Raw genomic sequence first — 20,234 nt, forward strand, 5'->3', positions numbered from 1 at the left:
GGTCAACTCCGTTGAGAAGAAAGGAAAACGGGGACGGATCGCAAGTGGGCCACCGGGAGAATCCCGGCGGCCCAAGGCGTTGTCACCGACGCCGCGTCACCACCACAGGCGGGACGAGTCGAGGGTGATCGCGACCGAGGTGGTCGCCTTCGAGTCCGTGCCGGAGAGCACGAGCGTGTAGGAACCGTCGGCCACGGTCGCCGGAAGCGTCAGCAGCGCGCCGCCCCAGGTGCCGTCGGGCGCGATCTGCGGCTGGAGCGAGACCGGGGTGGAGGTGCCGTCGGCGGCGCGCACCGCGCCGTCCACATGCTCACCGGGCGCGAAGCCGCGGAACAGGACCAGACCGAAGCGCAGCGCGCCGATCTTGGTCGGCAGCGCCCGGGCCTCGGGCGAAAGAGCGCTCCACACGCCGGAGTTGACGCGCAGGTCGACCGACGCGGGCTCGGTGATGGTCAGCACACCGTCGGCGCCGGTTGTGTAGCACTGGGCGACGAGCTTGTGCGCGACGCCTTCCTGCGTGGCGGAGCCGACCGGGAACAGCGCACGCTGGCCGACGACCGCGGTGTCCGCGACCTTGTCGGCCGGCAGCGGGGTGCCCAGGAACGAGCCACCGAAGACCCGCTCGTTGGCGCCCTCCGAACGCACCACGAACCGGAACGCGGTCGCGTCGGGGCCACACGGCACACTCGCGCGGACGGTCGCCTTGCCGGTGGCGTCGGCCGGGCCGTACAGCGGGCTCACCTTGATCGTGCCCGGCGCGGTGGTCGCCGACGACGTGGGAGCGGCGTCCGTGGCGATGGCCGGCACGGAGGCGATCGCGAGCGCGGCCGGAACCGCGACCGTGAGCGCGAGCAGACGACGGAGCTTCATGAAATGCCCTTCCGGGGTCAGTGGGTTCGAGCAAAACAGCACGCGGCGGCCGATTGGGCATCCGCGAGGGAAACGTCAGGCGCTCGCGATGGCGAATGGATGAGCGATCCGCCACCGGAGGGTGAACAGTGCCGCGAGGACTCTCGAGACATCGGATCGGGAAGGCGGCCGAGTCGGAGCATCACGTCGGCCCGGCGACAATCAGGGCCTGAAACCGTGGAAGGCCCGGATCGGGAGCTGCGCCGGAGCCTCGGCCCCCTGGTGCACACGATCGTCGCGGTGTCGTCCAGGGCGAACCCACCGCTGCCGGCCTTCCTCGGCGGCCGCGTCGTGCGCGCGAACACCGAGACCGTACTCGCGCGGGGCCCCGCGCTCATCGAGAAGGGGTTGCGCCACGGGCCCGAAGGCCCGTGGGACGGGCCGTCCCGAATCCCCCGATTCGGGACGGCCCGCCACTGGTCACGTCGTGCGGTTCGGCTCGGGCGAGGACTAGGCGACGAAGCCGAAGGTCTGCCAGATCGGGAGCTGAGCCGGGGCCTTGGCCCAGTTGATGAACGCGATCGTGTCGGTGTCGCTCTCGGTGTCCAGCGGGTCGTAGACGAAGTAGACCGAGCGGTTGCCGACGAAGCCGGTCGCGTTCGGCGCCTTGCCGTCGATCTGGCGCGGGGTGAAGCCGTTGGTGTGGTTGGTCACGCCCGACGCGGGGGTGGTCTGCTCGCCGTACGCGGCCTGCGAGTAGGGGATGATCGCGTCGGTCGTGGTGATCTGCGGCGCGTCGCCGCGGTTCTCCTGCGCGGTCTGGATCACGGTCGCGGCGCAGGCGCCGTTCGCGGCCGAGGTCGGGTCGAAGCCACCGAGCACCTTGTCGATGAACTCCTGGCGGGTGCCGGAACCGGCCTGCGGGATGTGCTTCTGGATCGCACCCGACAGGCTCGGGTTGATCTGGCTCCAGTTGGTGATCGAGCAGTCGTAGATGCCGTGCAGCTGCGCCGAGGTCAGGCTCGCGGGCGCGCCGGCCTTCTTGGTGGCCCAGGTGACCGCGTCGCCGCCGACGCGGACGAAGGTGAGCGTGGTCTCGGCGGTACCGGCCTTCGGGCCACGCGAGGAACGCGCGAAGTTGAGGCAGTTGGCACTGGTACCGGCGCGCTCGGCCAGCAGCGCGTTGATGCCGGCGCTCGAGCCGTTCGGCCACGGGTTGGCGCCGGTGCCGTACTGGGTGTTGCACGCCGCCTTGCCGGTGGCCTGGCCACCGGCCGGGACGCCGGCGTTCACGGTTATCCAGTTGTTGCCGCCCGGGTCGACGTTGGCGGCATAGTCCGACGCAAGCGCCGCGGTGACGTTCTGCAGCGTGTCCGAACCGGCGTTGACGTAAGTGGCCGCGTTCGCCGACGCGTTGGCGCCGACGACGAGCGCCATGGCGGCGGTCGCGGTGCCCAGTACGGTGGCGGTCTTGCGCATGCTGAAGACGCTGGACATTCGAAGTCTCAACTCTCTCTTGGCATTTGCTGGCCGTCGACCGCAGTGGCCGACGCCGACAACGCTGCCGGCGGCTTGATCGTCGTGGGATGTCCGGCAGGGAAACGGCACCGGGCCGCACGAGGCGCCGACACGAACGGACCGCGCCTGTAACGGAAACCGGATACTCCACAACCGGAGCGGCACGGATACGACAACTGCCGTACACCCTCGGCACCGGTTGTTTCCGTAGCGGACAGTTGCCGAGGGGCTGCGCTCTGGTTGTCTCCAGGCGAGGGGCATCCGGCTTGATCGCCGGGCGACATGACGAACGGTCAGGTCGGTTCGCCACCCGCTTCCAGGAGCCGACAGCCATGGCACATCCGCCCGTGTTCGCACCCGAGTCGCCGGAACTCATCGATCGGCCCCGGCGGATCGTGGTACGCCGGACCAGGGCCGACCACGCCTTCCGCTGGACCACGCGCGGCGTCGCGATCCTGGTCCTGGGGCTGCTCGTCGCGATCGGCGGCTACCTGCTCTACCAGGGCAGCAGCGCACTGGATCGGGCCGGTTGGGGATTCCTGACCGAGGACGTGTGGGAGCCCAAGTCCGGCACGTTCGGCGTACGCGGCCTGCTCACCGGCACGGTCCTGGTCGCGCTCGTCGCGCTCGTGGTCGCGGTGCCCATCGCGCTCACCGCGGCCCTGTACATCACCGAGTTCGCGCCCCGACGCCTGCGCGGCGTGCTCACCTCGACCGTGGACCTGATGGCCGCGGTGCCCAGCATCATCTACGGCATCTTCGGCTTCTTCGTGCTGCAACCCCAGTTGATCCCGGTCAGCCGATGGCTCGCCACGAACCTGGAATTCCTGCCGATCTTCGAGATCCGCACGATCGACGTGAAAGCCCGCTTCGTGGACAGCCAGTTCAGCTCGTCGCTGTTCATCTCCGGCGTGGTCGTGTCCACGATGGTCATCCCGATCTGCTGCTCGGTCAGCCGCGAGGTGTTCGGCCAGGCGCCGGTCGGGGAGAAGGAGGGCGCGCTCGCGCTCGGCGCCACCCGCTGGGGCGTGATCCGCGCGGTGGTCCTGCCGTTCGGTCGCGGCGGCATGATCGGCGGCATCATGCTCGGCCTGGGCCGGGCCCTGGGCGAGACCATCGCCGTCGCGATGATCATCTCGTTCAACACCGACTTCTCGTTCCGCATCCTCGACGGCCAGGGCTCGACGATCTCCTCGTTGATCGTCCTGAAGTACGGCGAGGCCGACAACGAGTCGATCTCCGCGCTGATGGCCGCCGGCCTCGCGCTCTTCGTCCTCACCCTCGCCGTCAACACCGTCGCCGGTGTGCTGGTCGCGCGCTCGCGCAGCGGCAAGTCCACCGAGATCTGAACACCGAACAGCGGCTCCACCAGACCCACCACCGAGGGGATCCACGACGATGACCGTCACCGAGCCGATCGTTCGGCCCGGGCCCGACGCGCCGCCGCCCGCGACCGCGCCGCGACCACCGGAGGAAGCCCGCGTGGCGCTGCGCCGCGTGGCCCCCGACGACGTCGGCGTCGCGCTCGGCGCGGGGGTCGCGGGCGCGAGCCTCGCCTGGGTGCTCTACGGGCGGATCCTGCCGGTCACCGGCTGGCAGGGATACCTGATCACCGCGTACGTGTGCTTCCTGGTGCTGTACGCCACCGCCACCCGCATGCGCCTGGACCGGGTGGCCGCGAGCGACCGGGTCGCGGGCGCGGTGATCTCCACCGGCGCGGCCCTGATGGTCGGCACGGTCGCGACCGTGATCGGGTACGTCTTCGTCAAGGGCTTCGGCCAGATTCTGCACGCCGACTTCTTCACCGCCACCCAGCGACACTTCAGCGCGCTGAGCACCGAAGGCGTCGCGGTCGGCGCCGCACACGCCATCGTCGGCACCTTCGAGCAGATGGGCATCGCGATCGTCCTGAGCGTCCCGCTCGGGGTGACCGCCGCGATCTACATGAACGAGGTCGGCGGCCGGTTCGCGGCCGTGGTGCGGGTGGTCGTCGAGGCGATGACCGCGATCCCCTCGGTGGTCGCGGGCCTGTTCGTCTACGCCTTCTTCGTCATCTCGCTCGGCCAGGGCTTCTGCGGCCTGGCCGCCGGTCTCGCGCTGTCCGTCGAGATGATGCCGGTCGTCACCCGCGCGACCGAGGTGGTGCTGCGCCTGGTGCCCAACGGGCTGCGCGAGGCCTCGTTGGCGCTGGGCGCCGGGGAGTTCCGCACCCTGTGGAACGTGGTCCTGCCCACCGCGCGCAGCGGCCTGGTGACCGCGGTCATCCTCGGTTGCGCCCGCGTGGTCGGCGAGACCGCGCCGGTACTGCTGGTCGCGGGCGGCAGCGCGGGCATGAACTGGAACCCCTTCAGCGGTGTGCAGAACTCGCTGCCGTACTTCATCTGGGAGAACTACAAGTCGCCCAGCGACGAGCTCAATTCCCTCGCGTGGGGCGCCGGCGTCACCCTGCTGCTGATCGTCCTCGTGCTGTTCACCCTCGCGCGCCTGATCGGCGGGCGCACCCCCGGCGAGTCCGGGCGTCGCAAGCGGCAGCGCTCCGCCGTCGCCAAGTCCCTCACCCCGGAGCCCACCTCATGACCAGGATCAGGCGCGTCCCCGCGCTCTTGCTACGACTGGCCACGGCGTCCGCGCTCGCCGTCCCGCTCACCCTGATGCCCGCCGACAGCGCGTCCGCCGCCGCCGCGATCCACGGCAGCGGCTCAACGTGGAGCGCGCCCGCGACCAAGCAATGGGCGGCCGACGTCGCCGCCCGCGGCCTCGCCGTCGACTACAACCAGAACGGCTCCACCGCCGGACGCACCGACTTCTCCCAACACCTCGTCGACTTCGCGGTGTCGGAGATCCCCTTCCAGGGCAACTACGTCGACCGCACCGGCAAGGCGACCAACGAACTCGCGGCGCTGGCGAGCACGAACACCAAGTTCAAGTACCTGCCGATCGTCGCCGGCGGTACCTCGTTCATGTACAACCTCAAGATCCGCGGCCAGCAGGTACGCAACCTGCAACTGTCGCCGCGCACCATCGCCGGGATCTTCACCAACCAGATCAAGCTGTGGAACGACAAGGCGATCAAGGACGACAACCCGGCGCTCTCGCTGCCGTCGACCCCGATCACCCCGGTCGTGCGCTCCGACGGCTCGGGTACCAGCGCGCAGTTCACCGCCTTCCTGACCAACCAGGTCAACGACATCTGGCGGCCGTTCTTCCCCGGCGGGATGACCTCCGAGTTCCCGGTCAAGGGCGCGGCCAAGGCGCAGGCGGGCTCCGAGGGCGTGGCCAACTACGTCGCGGCGGGTTACGGCGACGGTGCGATCACCTACGTGGAGACCGCGTACGCCCTCCAACGCCAGTTCCCCGTCGCCTCGGTCAGGAACGCCGGCGGGGTGTACGTCCAGCCCACCTCCGACGCGGTGGCCGTCGCGCTCACCAAGGCCCGGCTGAACCCGGACAGCACGCAGATCCTCGACGACGTCTACACCAACGCCGATCGGCGCGCGTATCCGATCTCCAGCTACAGCTACATGATCGTGCCGGCCGCCAAGCAGTTCTCGTTCAACGAGGCCAAGGGCGAGACGCTCGGCAAGTTCATCAAGTACTTCCTGTGCGCGGGGCAGGCGCAGGCCCCGAGGTTGGGGTACTCACCGCTGCCGCCCAAGCTGGTCAGCTTCGGCTACGAGGCGATCAAGTCGATCCCCGGCGCGCCGGACCCGGGAGCGATGCCGGCGAACCTGGACAAGCCGACGAAGGCCGACTTCGACGCCTGCCCGAACCCGACCTTCGACCCGTCCTGGGTCCCGCCGGAGCAGAAGTCGCAACAACAGCAGCAGCCGCAGCAGAACGGCGGCAACCAGAACAACAACACGAACAACAACAACGGGAACAACAACAACTCGGCCAACCCGAGCGGGAGTTCCACGCCCACACCGGGTGACCCCGGTGCCGGGGGCACGGCCGGGGCGCAGGGCGGGGACGGGAGCAACGGCGGTACGCCCGACGCGGGCACAGGCGAGGTCGTGGCCGGCGGGGACAAGGGCAACGGCGGGCCCGTCAGCGCGGGATCCGTCGAAGCGGGCGACTCGCCACCGCTGCCACCGGTGTGGTTCTACGCGCTGACCCTGGTCTGCCTCGCGGCGGCCGTGTTCGGCGCCCCGTTCCTGTACAGCCGGCTCGGTCGAGGACGTGGGCCCGATGTCGGTTGAGCCGGTGGAGCCGGTGGAGCCGGTGGAGCCGGTCGAGCCGGTCGGGTCGGGTGACCGGGAGATGTCCGGTCCGTGCGGCGCAGGCGAACTTTCGAACACCGTGTCGGTTTCCGCTCCCGCGGTGCCGCCGCGCCGCGCGAGGATCGGCGCGGGTCGTCCTCGCCGGGAGTCGATCCCGAACGCGGGCGAAAGAAGTGGAGTCGCCGTGACGGGCACCGAACGATCCGCCGCCTCGTCGGAGGGACGAGCCCTGTCCGTCGCCGGCGTCCTCGCGTTGTGCGTGGCCCTGCTCGCCGGCTGGCTGAGCGTGGTCGCGGGCTCCGCCGGCGCGGCTGAGCCGGCCCGGCCCGCGGTGACCGTGTCGCAGAGCGCCAACCTGGTCAACCAGCGCATCCTGGTGAAGTGGACCGGCTTCACGCTCGCCGCCGGCACCAACAGCATCGTGGTGATGCAGTGCAAGGGCACCACGCCCAAGCCCCGGGACTGTTGGGCTCCGCGCTGGACGCAGAACGGCCAGGAGATCAGCCAACCGGACGGACTGCCGCCGGGGTTGGCGACCAAGCAGACCGGGTTGCCCACCTCCGCGGACGGATCGGGACAGGTCTGGATCCAGGTGCGGCCCGCACTGCAACTGGCCGAACTCGGCTGCTCCGACCGGCAGGCGTGCTCGATCGCGGTGTTCGTGATGCCCGACGAGACAAGCACCGCCACGTCCTTCCGCCCCTTGTCCACCGTGCTCCTGGGCGACACCCTGGCGCCTCGAGACACCGACATGGAACTGGCCTTCGCCGCCGGGCAGGCCGCGTTCACGCCGCTGTCCTTCGTACCCACGCCCGACGCGTGCCCGGGCATGGAGCACCCGGACCTGTCGGTCAACGGTTCCGGCGAGTTCACCCAGGCGGGAGCCTCGTGGGTGTTCGGGCTGTGCTCCGCCCGGAACAACGCGGTCAACATGACGGTGAGCGCCGGTTCCGGACCCAGCGGTCGCGAGGTCTTCCTCAGCGACGGGGTCGACATCGGCGTCACCCAACAGCCGATCGGCGGCGCACTCGACCAGGCCCGTCCGGTACCGCTGCCGGGCATCCGCGACAAGGCCAAGACGGTGTACGCGCCGCTGACCAACGGGGCGCTGGCGTTCGCGTTCAACATCGACGACGTGCAGACCCACCTGCCCATTCCGTCGATGAAACTGACACCCCGTCTGATCGCGAAGCTGATCACCGGCGCGTATCCGGCCGCGCCGCAGACGCCCGGTTCGATCAGGTCGTTGTGGACGGACCCGGAGTTCACCGCCATCAACGACACCCGCAACTGGCCCGGGAACATCCGGACCCCGATCCTGCGCGGTGTCCAGGACGACACCATCTGGGCGCTGACCACGTGGCTGGCCTCCGACCGGGAGACCCTGGCGTGGCTGTCGGGCACACCGGACCGGAACAACGTGGTGTGTCCCGCGGAGTGGCGCGTGGGCAACGTCGGCTATCCGCTCGCGGTGTACACCAACCGCCTGGAGATGCTCGTCGATGTGAACGTGCCGCAGACGGTGTACGAGGACATCGCCAACCGGCTGGGCAACTCGGTGCCGACCAACCGCTCGATGACCGATGTCGGTCCCAAGGACGACGGTCAGGACAAGTACGGCTTCCACAGCGTCATGGCGATCACCTCGGTCGAGGCGGCCACCCGGATGGGCACGCCGGTGGCCAAGATCCGCAACGCGGCGGGCAACTTCGTCGACCCGACCGACCCCGCGACCGTGCGCGCCGGCCTCGCCGCCGCCAAGCCGGGGCCGGACGGGGTGACGCTGACCAACGACTTCCAGAGCACGGTCGCGAACGCCTACCCGCTCACCGTCACCGACGTGGCGATGGTCTCCACGGACAAGCTCACCGCCGCCAAGGCCGCCAAGATCGACGCCTTCCTCGCCTACGCGGCCACCGCCGGCCAGGTGCAGACCGGGAGCTTCCAGCCCGGCAGCCTGCCGCCCGGCTACATCCCGCTCAGCGACGCCCAGAAGCAGCAGATCGCCGCCGCCCGGCAGAAGATCGCCGCCGCGCCCAAGTGGACCGGAGAGCCGCCGCCCACCACCCCGCCGCCGGTCGACCAAGGCGGCGACAACAACAACGCGGGCACCTCGGCGGGCACGAGCGCCGGCAACACGGGCAACCCGAACACCCCGCCCGCGACCGACCCGAGCACGACCCCGACCGCGGCGCCGTCGACCGCGCCCTCCACCGCCCCCGTCGGCGCGGCCGCCCCGCCCGCCGACAACAACCCGTTCCCCTCGGTCGCCAACGTGATCAAGGACGCGCTCGCCGGCGACCCGTCCGCGGTCGTGCTGCTGATCCTGATGTGCGTGAGCGGGGCCGCCCTGCTCGCCTGCCCCGTGCTGCTCTCGCTCGGGCACAAGCGCCGCACCGGCGACTGGCCACCACCGGTGGCCGCCGTCCTGCGCCTGATCGGTCGCCAGGGGGCAGCCGCATGACCGCCGACACCGTCTCCAAGGTGCCCGCGACCGCGCCGGCGACCGCCCCCGCGACCACATCGACGCCCGCGGGCGCACCCGCGGGCACCGGGGCGCGACCGCCCGCGAGCGCGATCAAGCCGCGTGCGGGGCGCCCCGACCCGTATACGATCGCCGGCGCGTCGGTCGCGCTGCTCGCGCTGCTCATCGCGGGCTTCGTCGGCTACCTGTACGTGGTCTCCGACATCCAACAGGCGCGCGACCAGAGCATCCTGGCCGACCGGCTCTCCGACGAGCTCTACCGCGACGTCGGCCCGCTCGGCGGCAGCATCGACAAGGGCAGCCCCGTGGCGATGTTGCGGGTCCCCGCGATCGGCCTCAGGCAGGTCGTGGTCGAGGGCACCACCGCGGACTCGCTCGCCAAGGGACCCGGACACCTGCGCACCAGCGGCCTGCCCGGCCAGGGCGGACACAGCGTGATCATGGGCCGCGCGCACACCTTCGGCGGCCCGTTCCGCGACATCGGCAAGCTGCGCGTCGGCCAGCGCATCGAAGCCACCACCCAGCAGGGCGAGTTCACCTACAAGGTGATCGAACACCGGCACGTGACCAACGGCAAGGACGACGTGCTCGCGCCCGGCCGGGAGAACCGGCTCGTGCTGATCACCGCCGACTCGTGGATCCGGCCCGGCGGTCGCACCGTGGTCATCGCCGAACTGCAGGGCGCCCTCAAGGCCCAGGAGGGCCGCCGTTCGCAAGGTCTACGCGCGGACGAGAAGGGCACCGGCGGCTACGCGGACGCCGGCGTGCGACTGCTGCTGTGGGCACAGGCGTTCACCCTCGTGCTCGTCGTCCTGGCCTGGGCGCTGCGCCGCCATCCCGATCGCCGAGTCACGCTCCTGCTCGGCACCCCGGTCGTGCTCGCCGTCGTGTGGGCACTGTACGAATCCGCCGCTCGCGTACTCCCGGCGACGCTCTGACGCCGGTTCTCGTCCCGTCCCACTCCATACCCCGGAGGCTCCGCACGTGACCAGCCCGGACAGCGGTGCGACGACTCTCGCTCCCGCAGCTGAGACCCAGCCTTTACCGGCCCAATCCGCCGGCGGGCGTGGTTCCACGCTCACCGCGGAGGCCGTCAGCGCCTGGTTCGGCACCCACAAGGTGCTCGAACGCGTCGACCTCGTGATGGCGGCCAACTCCGTCACGGCCCTGATCGGGCCGTCCGGCTGCGGCAAGTCCACGTTCCTGCGCATCCTCAACCGGATGCACGAACTCGTGCCCAGCGCCCAACTCGCGGGCCGGGTCCTGCTCGACGGCGAGGACATCTACGACTCCACCCGCCGCCCGATCGAGACCCGGCGGCGGGTCGGGATGGTCTTCCAGAAGCCCAACCCGTTCCCGGCGATGTCCATCTACGACAACGTGGTCGCCGGCCTGAAGCTGACCGGCGTGCGCAACGCGGACAAGGACGCCGTCGTGGAGTCCTCGCTGGTTCGGGCCGGCCTGTGGATGGAGGTGAGAAATCGGCTCAGGCAACCCGGCGGCGCGCTCTCCGGGGGCCAGCAGCAACGTCTCTGCATCGCCCGCTCCCTGGCGGTCGACCCGGACGTGCTGCTCATGGACGAGCCCTGCTCGGCGCTCGACCCGACCTCCACCCGGCGGATCGAGGACACCATCGGCGAGCTGCGCGACGACATCACCATCGTGATCGTCACGCACAACATGCAGCAGGCCCAACGTGTCTCCGACCACTGTGCGTTCTTCCTCGCGGCGGAGAACACCCCCGGCCACATCGTCGAGGCCGGACCCACCGCCGCGATCTTCGGTGCCCCCCGCGACCCCCGGACGGCCGACTATGTCGCCGGTCGCTTCGGATGAGTCGCGGGCCCCGGACGGTACGCCGGAACGGCACGCGCGCTACGACGTCCACCTGGACGCCGAGCAGCACGTGCGGTGGCGGCTCATCGCCCCGAACGGCCGCGTGCTCGCGCGGTCCGCTCGTGGCCATGTCACGGCGGGGGCCTGCCGTATCGAGTTGGACCGGCTGCGTCGCCGGGTGGTCGACCTCGTGCCCGTCATCGGACGGGCCACCGGAGCGCCGGGCTGGTTCTGGAGCGTGGCTCTGGAACCCAGCGCTCCGGTCGCGTTGTCGGCCCGCACCTACGAGCGCCTGGAGAGTTGCCAGGTGTCCTACGAGAGATTCGTCCGCCTGTTGACCGTCACCGAGCCCGACGACTGGTGACCCGGGCCGCGCGCCCGCCGCGATCACGACGATCGTGGCGGCGCGCCCCTGCGGCCGGGACCTCCCGTACCCCTGCGGCTGGGACCTCCCCGCGCCCCTGCGCAGACCTTTCCGGGGTTGTGGAGCTTCCCGCGCCCCTGGGCCGGGCCTTCCGGTGCTCGTGTGGTGGAGCTTTCGGTGCCCCTACGCCGGGCCTTCCGGTGCCCGGCCGATGGAGCCTCCCGAGCGCATGCGCTGGACCTCCCGGTGGCCCCGCGGTGGACCCTCCCGTCACGGGAGAGGGCACTGTGGTCGATCGGGAGGTGATGGGGATGTTCCTCGGCATCGGAGACTTCGCGCGCGCCACGGGCCTGACCGTCAAAGCGCTGCGATGGTATGACGAACAGGGCGTGCTGGTGCCCGCGGACGTGGATCCGCACACGCGCTACCGCCGGTACACGATCGGCCAACTCGAACAGGCGGGTCTGGTCCGCGCGCTCCGCGCGGCCGGCGTGCCGCTCGCGGCGATCCGCACCGCGATGGGCGACGGCGGTTCCGCGCACGAGGCGCTGCGGGCGCGCCGGGAGGCGGTCCGAACCGAACGAGCACGCGAGGACCGGGCGATCGCGGCGGCGGAGCGGGTGCTCGCCGGCGCCGACGTGGACTACGACGTGCGAGTGCGCCGGACCGGAGCCCAGGCGTGGGTCGGCGTCGTCGAGTACGTCGCGACGCCCGAGGACGGAGAGCCCGTGATCGAGGGCTCGGACGGCGCGGTCGTGGACGCCGACGTCGCGATCGAGGGCGCACTGCTCGACCTGTACGCGAGCCTGCACGCGGACGGCATCGCACCCACCGGCGCCTTCTGGCTCGACCTGGGACGCCCCGCCGACGCCGCTGGGGCAGAGGTCGCCCTGTGCCTGCCGCTCGCCGAACCGGCCCCCGAGGGCTGGTCCGTCCCGGGCCGGCGGACGATCGCCGGCGTACGTCCGGCCGGCCGCGAACTGTGCACCGACCACGTGGTCACCGACGACGACCCCGACGACGGCACCGCCGTACACCCGGCGTTCGCCGCGCTCGTGCGCGCCGCCGCCGCGCGGGACCTGTCGATCGACCTGGGCAGCCTGCGCCAACACTGCCCGCGCGAGCTCGCGAGCGCGCCCGGGGCGGCGACCCGTATGGCGGTGGAACTGTCGGTCGACGTCGACGTCGACGATGGCTTCGATGGCTTCGATGGCGACGTCGACGGTGGCCTCGACAGTGGCGTCGACGGGTGAAGGCTCCGGGGAGGGGATGTAACGGCGAGGGTGTGCCGAGCGAGGGTATGGAGTGACGGCGCAGACCGGTGAAAAGCGATCGTCGGCGAGTGGGCATCTGACACATAATCGGCCTGGTGTTCCTGACCATCGCAACCACTCATCAGCCCGCCACCGACCTCGGCTTCCTGCTGCACAAGCATCCCGGGAAGGCGCAACGGTTCTCCACGACCTACGGCGAAGCACACGTCTTCTACCCCAAGGCCGACGACACGCGCTGCACCGCGGCGCTGCTGCTCGACGTCGACCCGATCGCGCTCACGCGCGGGGTCAAGCGGGGCAAGGGCGCCAAGGGTTCGCCCGACCTCGCGCTCGCGCAGTACGTCAACGACCGGCCCTACGCCGCCTCGTCGCTGCTCGCGGTCGCACTCGGCACGGTCTTCCGTACCGCGATGCAGGGGCGCTGCGACGCGCGGCCCGAACTGCCCGCGACGCCGATGCCGTTGGAGATCGAGGTTCCCGCGCTGCCCGCGCGCGGTGGCGAGGAGATGGTCCGGCGGCTGTTCGAACCGCTGGGATGGCAGGTGGCGATCGAGCCGATTCCGCTGGACCCGCGCTTCCCGGCGTGGGGCGACTCGCGTTATGTGCGGCTCGCGCTGACCGGCACGATGCCGCTCGCGGAGGCGCTGCGGCAGTTGTACGTGCTGCTGCCGGTATTGGACAACGCGAAGCACTACTGGGTCGCGCCCGACGAGGTGGACAAGCTGCTCCGCGCCGGCGAGGGCTGGTTGTCGGCGCACCCGGACCGGGACCTGATCGCGAGCCGGTACCTCTCACGGCGACACACCCTCACCCGCAGCGCGATCGAGCGCCTCGCCGAGATCGACGAGACCGCGCCGGAGAATCTGGACAACGCGGTACCGGACGAGGTCGAGGAGGACGCGGGGGCGGCGGAGGAGTCGGCCGCAGACGCGGTCGCAGTCGCGGTTGTGAGCGCGAGCGCCGCTTCGGCTGCGGACGTGCCCGAGGGCGTGGGTGCGACGCCGGCGGGTGCGACCGCCGAGAGTGCGCCCGCAGGTGCCCCCGCGACCGGGGTACCGGTGCCCGCGCCCGCGGGTGATGTCGCTGCGGGCGCAGGTGTCGTTGCCGCGGACGAGGCACTCGCGACTACGCCGGCGACCGCCGACGCCGTGGTCGCGGGCGCACCCGTGGGTGCGGGTGCGGACGAGCGGCCCATGACGCTCGCCAGGCAGCGGCGGGACGCGATCCTGGCGGCCCTGCGGGCGGCCGGGGCCGAGCGCGTGCTCGACCTGGGCTGTGGCGACGGCAAGTTGATCGGGTCGATGCTCCGGGAGCCGCGCTTCCGCGAGATCGTCGGGGTCGACGTGTCCACTCGCGCGCTCACCATCGCGGAGCGCAAGCTCAAGCTCGCCCGGATGTCGGAACGCCAACGCGACCGCGTGCGGCTGATCCAGGGTGCGCTGACCTACACCGACAAGCGGCTCGTCGGTTACGACGCGGCCGTGCTGTGCGAGGTGATCGAGCACCTGGACGAGCCGCGCCTGCCCGCCCTGGAGTACGCGGTGCTCGGCGCGGCCCGGCCGGCCACCGTCGTGGTGACCACGCCCAACGTCGAATACAACATCCGCTACGCCCCCGAGGAGCCGGGCGGCGAAGGCCTCGCGGCCGGCGCCATGCGGCACGGCGACCACCGCTTCGAATGGGACCGCGCCACGTTTCGCGCGTGGGCCGAGCGGGCGGCCGCCAAGTACGGCTACGCGGCCCGCTTCGAACCGGTCGGCGAGGTCGACCCCGAGGTCGGCCCCTCCACCCAGATGGCCGTGTTCACCCGTACCGAGACCGAACCCGCCGGCACCGCGCGAACCGCCGATGCCCCCCGGCCCACCGACACCGCCGTCCCCACGCCCACGCCCATACCCATCCCCACCGCGAACGACGAAGGCACCGGAGCAACGGCATGACCCACGACGCGAGCGCCCGCCGCGCATTGACCATGCCCGACCTGTGCCTGGTGGTCCTGATCGGCACCACGGGCGCGGGCAAGTCGACCTTCGCCCGCACCCACTTCAAGCCCACCCAGGTGCTCTCCTCCGACTACTTCCGCGGCCTGGTCGCCGACGACGAGAACGACCAGGCGGCCTCCGGCGACGCGTTCGACCTGCTGCACCACGTCGCCCGGATGCGACTCGCGTCCGGCCGGCTGACCGTCGTGGACGCGACCAACGTGCAGCGCGAGGCCCGCGCGCACCTGGTCAAGGTCGCCCGCGACCACGACGTGTTCCCGGTCGCGATCGTGCTGGACATCCCCGAGGCCGAGTGCCAGGCACGCAACGCCGAGCGCCCGGACCGGATGCACCTGCCCCCGCACGTGGTCCAGCGCCAGCACCGGGACCTGCGCCGCTCGCTGCGCGGCCTGCAACGCGAGGGCTTCCGCAAGGTGCACGTGCTCTCCGGCGTGGACGAGGTCGCCCGCGCCGAGATCGTGCACGAGCGCCGATACAACGACCTGCGGCACCTGACCGGGCCGTTCGACGTGATCGGCGACATCCACGGCTGCCGCGCCGAGTTGGAGGCGCTGCTGGTCGAGCTCGGCTACGGGATCACCCGCGACGACGCGGGGCGCCCGGTCGACGCCGTACACCCCCTGGGCCGCACCGCCGTGTTCGTCGGCGACCTGGTGGACCGGGGACCGGACACGCCGGGCGTGCTGCGCCTGGTGATGGGCATGGTCGGCGCCGGGCACGCGCTGTGCGTACCGGGCAACCACGAGAACAAGTTGGTGCGCGCGCTCAAGGGGCGGCAGGTCAAGACCACCCACGGCCTTGCCGAGTCGCTCGAACAACTGGCCGCGGAGAGCGAGGAGTTCCGCGCCGAGGTGGTCGACTTCTGCGAGTCCCTGGTGAGCCACTACGTGCTCGACGAGGGCAGGCTCGTGGTGTGCCACGCGGGTCTTCCGGAGAAGTACCACGGTCGGATGTCCGGTCGGGTGCGCAGCTTCGCGCTGTACGGCGACACCACGGGGGAGACCGACGAGTACGGTCTGCCGGTGCGCTACCCGTGGGCCGACGAGTACCGGGGCAAGGCGACCGTGGTCTACGGCCACACGCCCACGCCCCGTGCCGTGTGGGTGAACAACACGATCTGCCTGGACACCGGAGCGGTGTTCGGCGGCGAGCTGACCGCGCTGCGCTGGCCGGAGCGCGAGTTGGTCGCCGTGGCGGCCGAGCAGGTCTGGTACGAGCCGGTGCGACCGTTGGCCTCGGAGGCCCCCGGTGGTCGGGACGGGCGCACCCTCGACCTGGGCGACGTGCTCGACCTGAGCCCCGGCGGGGTCGGTCGCCGGCACGTCGAGACGGCCGGCGCGGGCAGGGTGACGGTACGTCAGGACAACGCGGCGGCGGCCCTGGAGGTGATGAGCCGGTTCGCCATCGACCCGCGCTGGCTGGTGTACCTGCCGCCGACGATGGCCCCGTGCGCGACCAGCACGCTGCCGGGCCTGCTCGAACACCCGGCCGAGGCGTTCGCGCAGTTCCGCGCGGACGGGGTCACCACGGTGATCTGCGAGGAGAAGCACATGGGCTCGCGCGCGGTCGCCCTGGTCTGCCGGGACGAGGCAGCCGCGCGCGAGGCGTTCGGCGTGGACGAGGGGATGGGTGTGGGCGCGGTGTGGACCCGCACCGGCCGCGGCTTCTTCCCCGACCGCGCCACCACCGACGGCTTCCTGGACCGGCTGCGCGCGGCGATCGACGCCGCGGGGCTGTGGGCGGAACTGGACACCGACTGGCTGCTGTTCGACGCCGAGCTGATGCCGTGGTCGGCGAAGGCGCAGGAGTTGTTGCGGCAGCAGTACGCCTCGGTGGGCGCGGCCGCGACCTCCGCGCTGCCGGTCGCCGGCGCCGCGCTGGCGCGTGCACTCGAACGCGGCATCGACGTCGGCGAGCTCGCCGACCGGATCCGGGGCCGCGAGGCGAACGCGCACGCCTTCGTGGACGCGTACGGCCGGTACTGCTGGGAGACCGACGGTCTCGCGGGTCTGCGCTTCGCGCCGTTCCAGGTGCTCGCCGGGCGCGGCGGGTCCTACCTGGGGCGGGACCACGCGTGGCATCTCGCGCTCGCCGACCGTCTGGTGGCGGCCGACACCTCGGGGTTGCTCGCGCCCACCGGCCGACTGGTCGTGGACGTCACCGACGACGAACAGGTCGCGGCGGGCGTCGAGTGGTGGACCGCGCTGACCGCGGCCGGCGGTGAGGGCATGGTCGTCAAACCGCTCGCGGGCGAGGCCGCGCGGGTGGCGAACCGACGTGTGCAGCCCGGGGTCAAGTGCCGTGGTCCGGAGTACCTGCGGATCATCTACGGCGCCGACTACACCGAACCGGTGAACCTGGAGCGGTTGCGTGATCGCGGCCTGGGCCACAAGCGTTCGATGGCGCTGCGCGAGCACGCGCTGGGCGCCGAGGCACTGGACCGACTGGCGGCCGGCGAGGCGCTGTGGCGCGTGCACGAGGCGGTCTTCGCCGTACTCGCGCTGGAATCGGAGCCGGTGGACCCCAGGCTCTGAGTCCGCGTCACCTGTTCGCAGCAAGGGCGGTATCCGGGGCGACACGGATGCCGCCCTTGTGTGCGTGATTGCCGGAAAGTTTCGGGTATGTCGCTTCAGTGTCCTGTGCCGATCGAGGTGGATCGATGGTCCCGTGTCGAGAGGGTCCAGTGACACCGCAGGTCGTGACCTGTGTCGGAGGTGCGTGCCCGCTCCCGGGTGCAGGATCCGAACGTGGTGAAAGCGGAGCCGAACCCGCGGCGCCGGATCGCCTCGACACACGGAGGAGCAGCGATGAGCCACGTGGTGGATCCCACGACCCCCACGTCCTCGCCGGCGGCCGCGCCCGAGACCTCGTCGCAGGCGTCCGCACCCGCGGCCGGCGAGGCCTCGCCGGGCACCCTCAGCCTCCCGCAGGCGACCGCACTCGTGGTCGGCGGCGTCCTGGGCACCGGGATCTTCCTGCTACCGGCCGCGCTCGCCAAGTACGGCACGGTCGGCATCCTCGCCCTCGGCCTGGTGACCATCGGCGCCCTGGCGATCACGGCGATCCTCGGCGCACTGGGCGCGCGCGTCCCGGCGGCCGGCGGTCCGTACGCATACGCCCGCGCGGCGTTCGGCGAGTTCCCCGGCTTCCTGACCGCGTGGTCGTTCTGGATCACCGCCTGGGTCGGCAACGCCGGCATCGCGGTGGCCTGGGTCGGCTACGTGAACTACTTCCTGCACTGGGACTCCACACCCGGCAAGATCGCGATCGCCCTGGTCGGCCTGTGGATCCCGGCCCTGATCAACCTGTCCGGGGTCGGGAACACGGGCCTGTTCCAGGTCGTGACCACCGTGCTCAAGGTCGTCCCGCTGCTGTTCGTGGCCGTCGTCGGTCTGTTCTTCGTCGAGAGCGGCAACTTCGGCGGGTTCAACACGAGCGGCGAGAACTTCCTCGGCGCGTTGCAGGTCTCCGCGGCGCTGGTGGTGTTCGCCTACTCGGGCATCGAGGCCGTGTCCGTGGCCGCCGGGAAGGTCGAGAACCCCGAACGCAACATCGGCAGGGCCTCGATCCACGGCACGCTCGCCTGCGCCGCCCTGTACATGCTGAGCACGATCGCGGTGATGGGGACCGTCCCGCACGCCGAACTCGTCGACTCGTCCGCACCGTTCTCCGACGCGCTGAACCACATGTTCGGCGGCGGCCCCTGGGGCGGCGTGATGGCCGCGGTCGCGATCGTCTCCGGCATCGGCGCGCTCAACGCCTGGACCCTGCTGTGCGCGGAGATGCCGTACGCGGCGGCGAAGGACGGCGTGTTCCCCCGGCGGTTCGCCGCCGTCGACCGGGCGGGCGTGCCGGTCTTCGGCGTGCTGGTCGCCGCCGTCCTGACCTCGGTCGTGGTCGCGGTGAACCACGTGTGGTCCGAGGACGCCTTCGAGACGATCCTGCTCCTGGCCACCGTCACCACCGTGATCCCCTACCTGTCCTCCGCGTCGGCGCAACTGCTCTGGCTGGTCACCCGCGAGCATGCGGTCACTCGTGCGGCACTGGCCAAGGACCTCACCATCGCCGTCGTGGGCTTGCTGTTCGCCCTGTGGATGCTCCACGGCGCGGGCACGGACGCGGTGCTCAAGAGCCTGATCATGCTGCTGCTCGGCATCCCGGTCCATCTCGGGGTCAAGGCCGCGCGCGGCGCGTCCCGCCCCGGCGACAAGGAGACGACCCGCGTCGAGGTCGAGGGCGCGACCCGCGCCACGCGCGAGTAGCGCGGCGCACGCGCCCGGCGCGCGTCGTACCTTTCGAAATCGGAAACATCATTCGCAGGCGCACACGGCACGAGAACCGGAAACACCGTCGGAAGCAGAACCGGACCCGGTCCCGATGGCCGGAAGGCACAAAGCAGTTCGCAACGGTCAGGAGGACCATCCATGGGGTTCCACGTCGAGTCGGAGACCGGTCGACTCAAGCAGGTGATCCTGCACCGCCCGGATCTGGAGATGAAGCGGCTGACCCCGACGAACAAGGACGAGCTCCTGTTCGACGACGTCCTGTGGGTCAAGCGGGCCCGCGAGGAGCACGACGGTTTCGCGGACGCGCTGCGGGATCGGGGCATTCGTGTCCACCTGTTCACCGACCTGCTGCGCGAGACGCTCTCGGGCGAGCCGGCCGCCAAGAAGATGGTGCTGGACCGGGTCTTCGACGAACGTGAGTTCGGCCTGCTGGCGGTGGACGAGTTGCGCGGCCTGTTCGAGGGCTTCGACACCAACGAGCTGGTGCGCTACCTGGTGGGCGGGATCACCAAGCGCGAGATCCTGGAGTTGATGCAGGAACCGCACAGCGTCGCGTTCCACACGATGGACGTGGACGACTTCGTGCTCAAGCCGCTGCCCAACCACATCTTCACCCGGGACACCTCGTGCTGGGTCTACGACGGCGTCGCGGTGAACGCGATGATGATGCCCGCCCGGCGGCGCGAGACCGTGCACTTCGAGGCGATCTACAACTACCACCCGAACTTCGCCAAGGGCGACTTCAACGTGTGGAACCCGGGCCAGAGCAGCTTCCCCGCGTCGATGGAGGGCGGCGACGTCCTGGTGATCGGCAACGGCGCGGTCCTGGTCGGGATGAGCGAGCGGACCACCCCGCAGGGCGTCGAGGCGCTCGCGCGGGCGCTGTTCAAGCACGGTTCCGCGACGAAGGTGGTCGCACTGAACATGCCGAAGAAACGCGCCTTCATGCACCTGGACACGGTGATGACGATGCTCGACGGCGAGACCTTCACCAAGTACGCGGGCATGGGCATGCTGCCGTCGTACACGATCGAACCGGGCGAGCACGACAAGGAGCTCAAGGTCACCGACCACCCGGCACACGACATGCACAAGGCGATCGCGAACGCCCTGGACCTGTCCGACATCCGGGTGCTGACCGCGACCCAGGACGTGCGCTCCGCCGAGCGCGAGCAATGGGACGACGGTTGCAACGTGCTCGCGGTCGAGCCCGGTGTGGTCTTCGCCTACGAACGCAATGTCACCACGAACACCTACCTGCGCAAGAACGGCATCGAGGTGGTCACCATCCGGGGCAGCGAGCTCGGCCGCGGTCGCGGTGGGCCGCGCTGCATGAGCTGTCCGGTGGAGCGCGAGGCCGTCTAACCTGGCGGTTTGCCGATCCGACGACGCGTTGGCA

The 20,234-nt window shown here is 71.0% G+C and carries 14 protein-coding genes; 12 read left to right on the forward strand and 2 right to left on the reverse strand.

Going from position 1 to position 20,234, the window contains the following annotated elements; genetic code table 11:
• Positions 1-96: 96 nt before the first annotated feature.
• Positions 97-870, reverse strand: coding sequence for a hypothetical protein (locus tag OG948_RS26675; protein ID WP_406298868.1), 774 nt, complete (start codon positions 868-870; stop codon positions 97-99).
• Between the two features lie 489 nt (positions 871-1,359).
• A complete protein-coding gene (locus OG948_RS26680) occupies positions 1,360-2,328 on the reverse strand; it encodes a PstS family phosphate ABC transporter substrate-binding protein (protein WP_406298869.1) in 969 nt (322 codons plus the stop codon).
• Positions 2,329-2,699: 371 nt separating this feature from the next.
• Between OG948_RS26680 and pstC the strand changes: the two genes are divergently transcribed.
• The 12 genes from pstC (at position 2,700) to OG948_RS26740 (ending at position 20,200) form a co-directional block, all read left to right on the forward strand.
• Entirely contained in the window at positions 2,700-3,716 is a 1,017-nt protein-coding gene (pstC, locus tag OG948_RS26685) for a phosphate ABC transporter permease subunit PstC (RefSeq protein WP_406298870.1), read from the forward strand.
• A gap of 49 nt (positions 3,717-3,765) precedes the next feature.
• On the forward strand, positions 3,766-4,944 hold the full coding sequence (gene pstA, locus OG948_RS26690) for a phosphate ABC transporter permease PstA (protein ID WP_406298871.1): 1,179 nt from the start codon (positions 3,766-3,768) through the stop codon (positions 4,942-4,944).
• Complete coding sequence (gene pstS / locus OG948_RS26695) at positions 4,941-6,566, forward strand: phosphate ABC transporter substrate-binding protein PstS (protein ID WP_406298872.1); 1,626 nt, start codon at positions 4,941-4,943, stop codon at positions 6,564-6,566. Before pstA ends, pstS begins: the two co-directional genes overlap by 4 nt.
• Positions 6,567-6,771: 205 nt before the next feature.
• Positions 6,772-9,051 (forward strand): hypothetical protein, encoded by a 2,280-nt coding sequence (locus tag OG948_RS26700; RefSeq protein ID WP_406298873.1) that lies wholly within the window; start codon positions 6,772-6,774, stop codon positions 9,049-9,051.
• Complete coding sequence (locus OG948_RS26705) at positions 9,048-10,010, forward strand: sortase (protein ID WP_406298874.1); 963 nt, start codon at positions 9,048-9,050, stop codon at positions 10,008-10,010. The genes OG948_RS26700 and OG948_RS26705 overlap by 4 nt, the downstream gene beginning before the upstream one ends.
• A 181-nt stretch (positions 10,011-10,191) precedes the next feature.
• The gene (locus OG948_RS26710; protein ID WP_406300346.1) at positions 10,192-10,908 is read left to right on the forward strand and encodes a phosphate ABC transporter ATP-binding protein; all 717 of its coding nucleotides are present in this window, start codon (positions 10,192-10,194) and stop codon (positions 10,906-10,908) included.
• The gene (locus tag OG948_RS26715; RefSeq protein WP_355529452.1) at positions 10,886-11,272 is read left to right on the forward strand and encodes a hypothetical protein; all 387 of its coding nucleotides are present in this window, start codon (positions 10,886-10,888) and stop codon (positions 11,270-11,272) included. Before OG948_RS26710 ends, OG948_RS26715 begins: the two co-directional genes overlap by 23 nt.
• A gap of 311 nt (positions 11,273-11,583) precedes the next feature.
• Entirely contained in the window at positions 11,584-12,525 is a 942-nt protein-coding gene (locus OG948_RS26720; protein WP_406298875.1) for a MerR family transcriptional regulator, read from the forward strand.
• 116 nt (positions 12,526-12,641) lie between these two features.
• Complete coding sequence (locus OG948_RS26725) at positions 12,642-14,486, forward strand: 3' terminal RNA ribose 2'-O-methyltransferase Hen1 (protein ID WP_406298876.1); 1,845 nt, start codon at positions 12,642-12,644, stop codon at positions 14,484-14,486.
• Positions 14,483-17,083: a polynucleotide kinase-phosphatase gene (locus OG948_RS26730; RefSeq protein ID WP_406298877.1), complete on the forward strand. Its 2,601-nt coding sequence runs from the start codon at positions 14,483-14,485 to the stop codon at positions 17,081-17,083. The genes OG948_RS26725 and OG948_RS26730 overlap by 4 nt, the downstream gene beginning before the upstream one ends.
• Before the next feature lie 273 nt (positions 17,084-17,356).
• Entirely contained in the window at positions 17,357-18,811 is a 1,455-nt protein-coding gene (locus OG948_RS26735) for an amino acid permease (protein ID WP_406298878.1), read from the forward strand.
• Between the two features lie 162 nt (positions 18,812-18,973).
• The gene (locus OG948_RS26740) at positions 18,974-20,200 is read left to right on the forward strand and encodes an arginine deiminase (protein ID WP_395859828.1); all 1,227 of its coding nucleotides are present in this window, start codon (positions 18,974-18,976) and stop codon (positions 20,198-20,200) included.
• Positions 20,201-20,234 lie beyond the last annotated feature (34 nt).

This window comes from Embleya sp. NBC_00888 (genome assembly GCF_045207655.1).
Classification (GTDB): Bacteria; Actinomycetota; Actinomycetes; order Streptomycetales; family Streptomycetaceae; genus Embleya.